Source organism: [Phormidium] sp. LEGE 05292 (assembly GCF_015207735.1).
In the GTDB taxonomy this organism is placed as follows: Bacteria; Cyanobacteriota; Cyanobacteriia; order Cyanobacteriales; family Aerosakkonemataceae; genus Floridanema.
Genome location: NZ_JADEWG010000194.1, coordinates 1 through 10,283 on the forward strand (window position 1 = coordinate 1; position 10,283 = coordinate 10,283).

Sequence of the window (10,283 nt, forward strand, 5' to 3'; positions counted from 1 at the left end):
GGGGTAGGGGGATAGGGGATAGGGAAGAAAACCATTCCCTAACACCCAACCCCTATCACCTAACACCTTCTTTCTGTCTGCATCAGTTGTTTGAAGAACAGGTAGAAAAGACACCCGATGCCATAGCAGTTGTGTTTGAAAATCAACAATTGACTTATCGGGAATTGAACGATCGATCGAATCAATTAGCAAATTATTTGCGCTCATTAGGTGTAGGTGCAGATGTCTTAGTGGGAATTTGTGTCGAACGTTCCTTAGAAACGATCGTGGGAATACTTGGTATTCTCAAGGCGGGTGGTGCTTATGTTCCCCTTGATCCAGATTATCCTACAGAGCGTTTACGCTTTATGTTGTCAGACTCTCAAGTATCGGTGTTGCTGACTCAACAGAAATTTGTAGAGACGTTGTATACAACGTCTCTACATCAGGTGCAAATCGTTTGTTTGGATCGGGACTGGGAAACCATTGCAGAACATAGCAACGCCAACCCGGAAAACACTGCAACACCTAGTAACCTGGCATACATCATTTATACCTCTGGTTCTACAGGTCAACCCAAAGGCGTTTTAGTCAATCACTCCAATGTTGTACGTTTGTTTGCCGCAACTAACGATCGCTATCAGTTCAATGAGCAAGATGTCTGGACATTGTTCCACTCTTATGCGTTTGACTTCTCAGTGTGGGAAATTTGGGGAGCATTGCTTTATGGTGGAAAACTAGTAGTTGTGCCGTACTTAGTGACGCGCGAGCCCGAATCCTTCTATAAATTATTAGTCACCCAGAAAGTCACAGTTCTCAATCAAACACCTTCGGCATTCCGGCAGTTAATTCAAGCCGAACAATCCCTAGCTACTGTAGGAGATTTGCAGTTACGCTTGGTGATTTTTGGTGGAGAAGCCTTAGAACCGAAGAGTTTGCAACCTTGGTTTGAGCGACATGGCGACACTATACCCCAATTAGTGAATATGTATGGGATTACGGAAACTACTGTTCATGTCACCTATCGCCCGTTAACTATCGCTGATGTGAATGGTGTTGCCAGTGTAATTGGTCGTCCGATACCCGACTTACAGGTGTATGTGCTCGATCGACATTTACAGCCAGTACCAGTCGGCGTAACAGGTGAGATGTATGTTGGTGGTGCAGGAGTAACACGCGGCTACCTCAACCGTGACGAACTAACAGCACAACGGTTTATTTCTAGCCCATTCGATCGCACTGTACGGGCGGGTTTAGTAGACAACCTTGGTAACAATCAGACAATCTCTGGGCAAAACCCGCCCCTACTATATAAAACCGGAGACTTGGCTCGTTATTTACCGAATGGCGAATTGGAGTATTTAGGACGGATTGATAATCAAGTCAAAATTCGCGGTTTCCGTATTGAATTGGGCGAAATAGAAACTTTACTGGTGAAACATCCAGCAGTGTGGGAAAGCGTGGTGGTGGTGCGAGAAGATGTGCCTGGGGATAAACGTTTGGTGGCTTACGTTGTACCCAAAGGTGAAGCATCTGTTCAAACGGACGAACTGCGTCAGTTCGTCGCCAACCAATTACCAGCCTACATGGTGCCGAATACTTTTGTAGTTTTGGAATCCTTACCTTTGACATCTAATGGCAAAGTAGACTACCGCGCTTTACCCACGCCAAATGTAAAGGGCGAAACATCTGACAAATATGAAGCACCTCGCACGCCTGTTGAAGAAACGCTGGCTCAAATTTGGATGGAACTTTTGAAAGTAGAGCGAGTGGGCATTCACGATAACTTCTTTGAATTAGGGGGACATTCTTTACTTGCTACTCAATTGGTTTTATGTATTCGCGATCGCTTAATGGTCGATCTTCCTTTGCGCGACTTGTTTAATGCTGCGACATTAGCTGATTTAGCGCAATCAATTGCCAATTTACCCCAACAAAACTCAGACCAAACGACCCCACGCATTTTACCAAGGAAAAGAAAATGATGACTGAAGAATTACCCCTATCTTATGCTCAACAACGTTTATGGTTTTTAGACCAATTTGATCCGAACAGTGCTTTATACAATATCCCAGCCGCATTACGTTTGGAGGGAAATCTCGATCGAGTTGCTCTGGAAAAAAGCTTGACTGAAATTATTCAGCGTCACGAGGTTTTACGCACCAATTTCGCTGTTGTTGATGGACAACCGTGCCAAATCATTCATACAGAAACGACCTGGAATGTCTCAGTTGTGGATTTACAGCATTTGCCACACTCCGAACAAGAGATAGTTTCCCGGCAATTATTACAAAAACAAGGGTTGCAACCTTTTGATCTCACTAGTGAATCATTAATCAGAGCAACGTTAATAGTCCTGTCCGAGACAGAACATATTTTGCTAGTTTGTATGCACCACATTGTTTCTGATGGCTGGTCAATGGGTGTGTTTGTTCAGGAACTATCGGCACTATACAATGCCTACACTCAAGGTCAGCCATCTCTGCGAGACGCTACGCGAACACCCTTAGACCCACTACCAATTCAGTATGCCGATTTTGCTATCTGGCAGCGAGAATGGTTGCAAGGGGAAGTGTTGGAACGTCAATTGAATTACTGGCAAGAAAAACTCTCAAGAGCACCTGCTTTATTAGAACTACCTACAGACCGTCCCAGACCAGCAGTACAAACTTTCATCGGCTCAAATCAACGGTTTGCACTTTCTCCTGAGTTGTCACAAAAGTTGACCCAACTTAGTCAGGAAACTGGAGCAACTTTGTTCATGACGCTGTTGGCAGCGTTTGATACCTTACTGTACCGCTATACGGGACAGTCGGATATTTTGGTGGGGACACCCATTGCTAATCGCAATCATAGTGAAATTCAAGGGCTGATTGGTTTTTTTGTCAATACGTTGGTGATGCGGACTGACTTATCAGGTAATCCCAGCTTTAGGGAGTTACTGAGTCGGGTTCGAGAAACGGCAATGGAGGCATATACTTATCAGGATTTGCCGTTTGAGATGTTGGTGGAAGCTTTGCAACCAGAACGAAATCTCAGCCATACACCTCTATTTCAGGTAATGTTTGCCTTCCAGAATGCACCTGTGTCCAATTTAGAACTGGGTGAGTTAACGCTGAGTTCTATAGAAATCGAAAATCCGATCGCTAAATTTGATTTGAATTTGGCAATGGCAAGCACACCTGAAGGTCTGGTGGGAATATGGGAGTACAACACAGATTTATTTGATGATAGTACGATCGATCGGATGACAAATCACCTTATTACCTTACTCGAAGGTATTGTCGCCCATCCCCAAGTACCAATTTCTCAACTACCAATTTTAACGGCAGCAGAACAACATCAACTGTTAATTGAATGGAACAATACTCAAGTTGATTATCCCTCTGATAAATGTTTACATCAGTTGTTTGAACAACAAGTCGAAAAAACACCCGATGCTATAGCTGTAGTGTTTGAAAATCAACAACTAACTTATCGCGAATTGAATGAAAAAGCGAATCAGTTAGCACATTATTTGCGTTCTTTAGGTGTGGCAAGAGATGTGCTTGTCGGAATTTGCGTGCAACGTTCCTTAGAAATGCTTGTGGGAATACTGGGAATTTTGAAAGCGGGTGGCGCTTATGTTCCCCTTGATCCGGATTATCCGATCGATCGTTTAAGCTATATACTTGAAGATTCTGGGACTTCAGTGCTGCTTACCCAAACTTTCCTATCCGACAAATTACGCAGTATTAATCTAAAACCATCTCCACAAATTATTTGCTTAGACCAAGCAAATTTTAGTTCAGAATTAAAAGATAATCCCAATCCCTTAAGTACTGCGATCGATTTAGCTTACATAATTTACACTTCTGGTTCCACTGGCACGCCCAAAGGTGTGATGATTGAGCATCGTGCTATTGTCAATCTTAGCTTGACTTGGGCAAAAACTTTTCAATTTTCAGGTATGAGCCGTTTGCTTCAATTTGGCTCGTTTAGTTTTGATTTATCTGTAGGAGAAATTGCTACAGCTTTAGTCAGTGGTGCTAGTTTATATCTCACTGATAAAGAAACTTTGTTACCCAGTCAAATCTTAGTTGATTTCTTAGCCCAAAACCGAATTAGCCACTGCTTTTTATCTCCTTCGGCTTTGTCTGTTTTACCTCAAGCGACTTTACCCCATTTGCAATGTGTATCTGTTGGTGGTGAGGCTTGTCCCCCTGGGTTAGCTAGTTTTTGGGGTCTAGGAAGGCAGTTCTACAATTGCTATGGGCCTACAGAAACTACGGTAACAGCTGCTTACGCACTAATTCAACCCAACAACAAAAAACCCCCCATTGGTAAACCTTTATCCAATCTCCGCATCTATATTTTAGATGCCCACAATCAACCATTACCTATAGGAATTCCAGGAGAATTGTGCATTGCTGGGGTAGGTTTAGCTAGAGGTTATTTGAATCGTCCCGATTTAACCAGTGAAAAGTTTATCGAAGTAGAATTATGTGGTCAACGGGAGCGAATTTACAAAACAGGAGACTTAGCCCGCTATTTACCCGATGGCAATCTTGAATACTTGGGACGCATAGATAATCAAGTAAAAATTCGCGGTTTCCGAATAGAATTAGGAGAAGTTGAAGCGGCTTTATCCCAGCTACCAGAAGTACAAACAGCAGTTGTTGTGGCACGGGAAGATGAACCGAACAAAAAACGCTTGGTAGCATACATTGTACCACAACAAAAAAATATCGAATCATCCAATAAACTAGAAGATTCATTAACAGATAAAGCCGAACTATTGCCATCTGTAGCTGAGTTCTATGTTTACGATGACTTACTGTATTATGCGATGACTAATGACCATCGACGTAATAAGAGTTATCAGGTTGCTATTAATAAATTGGTCAAAGATAAAATAGTTGTGGAAATCGGCACAGGTAAAGATGCTATCTTAGCGAGATTTTGTGTTGCAGGCGGTGCCAAGAAAATTTATGCAATTGAACTAAATGAAGAAACCTGCCACAAAGCCAGAGCTTGTATTGAAAAGTTAGGTTTAGCAGATAAAATTATAGTGATTCATGGCGATGCAACTGTAGTTAATCTCCCAGAACTTGCTGATGTTTGCGTCTCAGAAATTGTCGGATCGATCGGTGGATCTGAAGGAGCAACAGTAATTATTAATAACTCCAGAAGATTACTCAAGCCTGATGGTTTGATGATTCCTGAAAGAAGCGTTACTAAGATGGCAGCTATCACGCTTCCAGATGAAATATTACACAATCCTCAGTTTGCTGAAATTGGGGCACATTACGCTAAAGAAATCTTTAAGCAAGTCGGATATCCCTTTGATTTAAGGGTATGTATTAAGAATTTTCCCAAATCCAATGTGCTATCCACAGTGGATGTTTTGGAAGACTTGAACTTCAATGAATATGTTAGCCAAGACTTCACCCATGAAATTACATTGGAAATGCAAAAAAATGGGCGAATGGATGGTTTTTTGGTTTGGTTGAATTTGCATACAATTGCCGGAGAAGAAATAGATATCCTAGAACATGAGCATTGCTGGCTTCCGATTTATTTCCCAGCATTTGAGCCAGGAATTGAAGTAGAACCAGGTGATATCATTCAAGCAGTTTGTTCTCGGACACTTTGCGACAATAACCTCAACCCAGATTATGCAATAAAAGGTAGTCTGCTGAAAAAGAATGGGGAAAAGATAGAATTTGAATATGTTTCTTATCACTATAAAAATAATTTCCGGCAAACACCTTTCTATCAACGATTATTTGCTAATTATGAATCGGGAGAAAATAATAATCAACTCGATAATCTAGTGCCATCTCTGAGGGCTAATCTCAAGAAACTCCTGCCTGATTTCATGATTCCCTCTAGCTTTGTGGTGTTAGAAAACTTGCCTTTAACACCTAATGGCAAGGTAGATTATCGTGCTTTACCGATGCCGGAATCCCGCTCAGGAATAGAAGCAAATTTAGTCGCACCCGTCACCGCAGTTGAAGAAATCCTGGCAACTATTTGGAAAGAAGTTTTGAAGGTTGAGGCTCTAGGTATTCATGATAACTTCTTTGAACTCGGTGGCGATTCTATCCTCAGCATTCAAATCATCACTAAAGCAAGGCAAGCTGGATTGCAACTCACAGTTAACCAATTATTTGCCCATCAAACTATTGCCGAATTAGCTGCTGTTGCCGGAACTACCAAAGTAATTCAAATTGCCCAAGAATTAGTTACTGGTAAAGTACACCTAACGCCTATTCAAAAGCGGTTTTTTGAGCTAAAATCACCAGAAAATCACCACTTTAATCAATCATTTCTATTCACAACACCATCCGACTTTCTGCCGGAATTATTATCACCAATCTGGGAGCATTTACTTAAACATCACGATGCTTTGCGTTTACGCTTTACACCATCAGAATCAGGTTGGGAACAGATTCACGCTGCTCCAAATAAAAACTTTTCTCTATCATATTTCGACTTATCAAGTCTCCCAAAAAGTGAGATTCCAGCAACCATTGAAAATACCGCAAACTCCTTACAAGCAAGTTTGAACCTGGCATCTAATCTCGTCCAAGTTGCTTATTTCAAATTAGGAGAAAACAAAGAAGGAAGATTACTAATAGTAATTCACCATTTGGTAGTAGATGGAGTATCTTGGCGGATCTTGTTAGAAGACTTAGTAACAGCTTATCAGCAACTAAGTCAGGAGCAAGCAATTCAGTTACCACCAAAAACCACGTCTTTCCAAGATTGGGCACAACATCTCAAAGAATATGCTCAATCCGAAATTCTCAAATCGGAATTAGCTTACTGGCTAAGGGAATCAGAAGTAAATGTTTCTCAGATTCCAGTCGATTATCCCCAAGGCGTGAATACAGTTGCTTCGGCTGAAAGTATATCTGTGTCGTTAACTCCAGCAGAAACGTTAGCACTGTTACAAGAAGTACCCAAAGCTTATAAAACCCAAATTAATGATGTCTTATTGACAGCTTTAGTCCTAGTTTTAAGTCGCTGGACTAATTCAAATTCAGTGCTGTTCAACTTAGAAGGACATGGGCGGGAAGATATTATTGAGGGAGTAGATTTATCCCGAACTGTTGGTTGGTTTACCACCTTTTTCCCAGTGTTGGTGCAACTGGAAAGAACTGATAATTTAGGTACAGTTTTAAAATCAGTCAAAGAACAATTAAGAGCGATTCCTCATAAAGGAATTGGCTACGGATTATTGCGTTATTTGTGTGATGACGAAGAAATTAAGAGCCAAGTTCAGAAAATAAAAGAAGCAGAAATTAACTTCAATTATTTAGGCCAATTTGGTCAAGCACTGAATCAATCTTCTTTGTTACAATTGGCAACTGAGTCAACTGGAAACAGCCTGAGTTTACAAGGTCAACGATCGGGTTTACTCGATGTTAACGCTGCGATCGCAGAAGAACAACTGCATATAAATTGGATATACAGCAGCAATGTGCATTCTTCGAGTACGATCGAGAAAATTGCCACAGAATTTGTCACCACTTTACGAGAGTTAATCGCTCATTGTTTATCACCAGAAAATGGTGGCTACACTCCGAGTGATTTCCCCTTAATCAAACTGACGCAACTAGAATTAGATCGGGTGTTAGCCAGTCTTCCATTAACTAATTGGCAAAATATTGAGGATATTTATCCCTTATCGCCAATGCAACAGGGGATGTTGTTTGAAAGTTTATATGCGCCTGACTCTGGTGTATATATTGAGCAGACAACTTGCACTTTAACCGGAGACTTAAATGTGTCGGCGTTTGAGCAAGCTTGGCAACAATTAGTGGCGCATCATTCCATTTTCCGCACAGCTTTTGTTTGGGAATCTTTAGAACAACCAGTGCAAGTGTTGTATCGACAAATAGAAGTGAAAATCGAAAGATTGGACTGGCGGGAATTATCTGTATCAGAACAGCAACAGCAATTACAACTGTTTATTGATTCAAAACGGCAACAGGGTTTCGATTTTGGCATAGCACCATTGCTGCGTCTATATCTGATTCAATCCTCAGAAAATACTTTTCAATTTGTCTGGAATTTTCATCATATATTAATGGATGGCTGGTCTTTACCATTAGTATTTCAAGACTTGTTGAATTGTTACCAAGCAATTTCTCAAGGTAAAAGTTTAGATTATCAACCCGCACTGAACTACCGTCACTACATAGCTTGGCTACAACAACAAGAACAAAAGTTAGCAGAAGAATTTTGGCGCAAAAAACTGCAAGGTTTTAGTGCCCCAACTCCGTTGATGGTGGATAAACCTTTATTAAACCGGGAAAAAGGCTCGCGCAGTTACAAGGAACAACAAATTGGGTTAAGTGTATCAGCAACAGAAAAGGCGGTATCTTTTGTCCGAGAAAATCAATTAACACTGAATAATTTAGTGCAGACAACTTGGGCGCTGTTGCTATCCCGCTATTCTCAAGAAACTGATGTGGTGTTTGGTGCGACTGTTTCTGGTCGTCCGGCGACGCTGGCTGGTGTAGAGTCGATGGTAGGGTTGTTTATCAACACTTTACCGATGCGCGTCCAATTGGGCGAGCAGACAGAATTGCTGGGTTTGTTAAAGGATTTGCAAGCTCAATTGGTGGAGTCGGAGCAATTTTCCTATAGTTCATTGGTGGAAATTCAGGGATTAAGTAATGTTCCTAGAGGGACGGCTTTGTTTGAGAGTATTTTGGTGTTCGAGAATTATCCAGTGGATAGTGAACTCGTAGAAGAAAATTATAGTTTTTCGTTTTCTAATTTCCGAACGATCGAACAAACAAATTATCCATTGACTATTTTAGTCGGACCCGGAGAACAGTTATTAATAAAGGTTCTCTACGATCGCGATCGGTTTGATGATAGCGCAATCAGCCGGATGTTGGGTCATTTTGTCACCTTACTTGAAGGTATTGTCGCCAATCCCAAGCAAGCAATTTCTCAACTACCAATGTTAACGGCAGCAGAACAACATCAACTGTTAATTGAATGGAACAATACACAAACACATGGAGGGGAACTGGGTAGGGGGATAGGGGATAGGGAAGAAAATCATTCCCTAACACCCAACCCCTATCACCTAACACCTTCTTTCTGTCTGCATCAGTTATTTGAACAACAGGTGGAGAAAACACCAGATGCTATAGCCGTAGTATTTGAGAATCAACAATTAACTTACTCCCAATTGAATGCAAAAGCCAATCAGTTAGCACATTATTTGCGCTCATTAGGTGTCGGTGCAGATGTGCCCGTCGGGATTTGTGTAGAAAGATCGATCGAAATGCTTGTGGGAGTGTTGGGAATTCTCAAAGCAGGTGGCGCTTATGTTCCGCTCGATCCAGAATATCCTTCTGAGCGTCTAAGCTTTATGCTTGATGACTCACAAGTTAGAGTACTGCTGACACAACAACAATTCGTAGAGACGTTGTATACAACGTCTCTACCTACACAACCCACACACTTAGTTTGCTTGGATACTGACTGGGCAATGATTCAAGAGTGCAGTGGGGAGAATCTGATTTGTGATGTCCAACCAGAAAACTTAGCTTATGTAATTTATACCTCCGGTTCCACAGGACAACCCAAAGGCGTAGCCATGAATCATCTACCCTTGGTCAATCTGATCCTTTGGCAACTGCAACAAAGCAACATTTCTCCGGGAGCAAAAACCCTACAATTTGCCCCGATTAGCTTTGATGTTTCCTGCCAAGAAATGTTCTCAACTTGGTGTGATGGTGGCACATTGCTGTTGATTAGCGAACAATTACGTCGAGAGCCAAAAGCTTTATTAGATTTACTCGAAGCACAAGCAGTAGAGAGACTGTTTCTCCCCTTTGTCGGCTTACAACAGCTAGCAGAGGTAGCGATCGATCGGACATCAACGGTGCAGCTGAAAGAAATCATCACCGCAGGGGAACAGTTACAGATGACACCAGCAATTACCCAGTGGTTGAATCAGCTAAGTAACTGTACTTTGCACAATCATTATGGGCCTTCGGAAAGTCACGTAGTTACCAGTTATACCCTAAATCAAACAGCAGAAAATTGGCCTTTACTGCCACCGATCGGTCGCCCCATAGCCAACAGCCAAATCTATATCCTCGATCGATCTCTCCAGCCAGTACCAATCGGAGTCCCTGGAGAATTGCACATTGGCGGTGTTTCCCTAGCACGAGGCTACCTCAACCGGAAAGAATTAACGAATGAGAAGTTCATAGACAGTCCCTTCGGGGATAGGGGTCAAGTGTTAGGGTGTAGGGAAGAAGAATTTCCCCAACCCCTAACACCTACCC

2 protein-coding genes are annotated in these 10,283 nt (G+C 41.8%); both read left to right on the forward strand.

The annotated features are described in order from the left end of the window. On the forward strand, nt 1-1,964 hold a 1,964-nt coding region (locus IQ264_RS29055; RefSeq protein ID WP_193985583.1), incomplete at its 5' end, for a non-ribosomal peptide synthetase. After that, nucleotides 1,961-10,283 (forward strand): non-ribosomal peptide synthetase (locus IQ264_RS29060; protein WP_228061904.1); only part of this gene is annotated, 8,323 nt, incomplete at its 3' end. The genes IQ264_RS29055 and IQ264_RS29060, both read left to right, overlap by 4 nt.